The following is a 527-nucleotide window of genomic DNA, read 5'->3' on the forward strand; positions in this document are numbered from 1 at the left end:
ATGATGAGAAACCTCACTGAGCAGATTTTAGAATTTGGTGAAGTAAAACGTGGCATGTTGGGCGTTCAAGGTGGTGAAGTGACCTCTGAGCTGGCAGAAGCACTGGGTTACGAGTCAAGTAAAGGGGCATTCATCAGCCAAGTCGTGCCCGATAGCGCAGCGGACAAAGCGGGTCTAAAAGCCGGTGATGTGGTTGTATCAGTTAACGGTAAGTCAATCGACACTTTCTCTGAGTTGCGCGCCAAAGTCGCCACATTAGGAGCAGGTAAGAAGATCACGCTAGGCGTTATTCGTGATGGTAAGAGCAAATCGTTTGACGTGACTCTTGGCGAGTCCACCAACATGAAAGCCAAAGCGGAAACGTTGCATGAAGGCCTAAAAGGAGCAGAGTTAAGTAACACTACACCAAGTGATGCCATCCAAGGGGTAAAAGTCTCCAGTGTTGCAGAGAATTCACCTGCCGCGCAATACCAGCTAAAACAAGGTGACATCATTATTGGCGTCAATCGTCAACGAGTGAAAAACCT

The 527-nt window shown here is 48.0% G+C and carries 1 protein-coding gene; it reads left to right on the forward strand.

What is annotated here, in order from left to right:
* Nucleotides 1–527: PDZ domain-containing protein (locus R8N49_RS30140; protein WP_318190824.1), on the forward strand; the 527-nt coding region annotated here is incomplete at both ends.

The organism is Vibrio sp. 1978 (assembly GCF_033344345.1).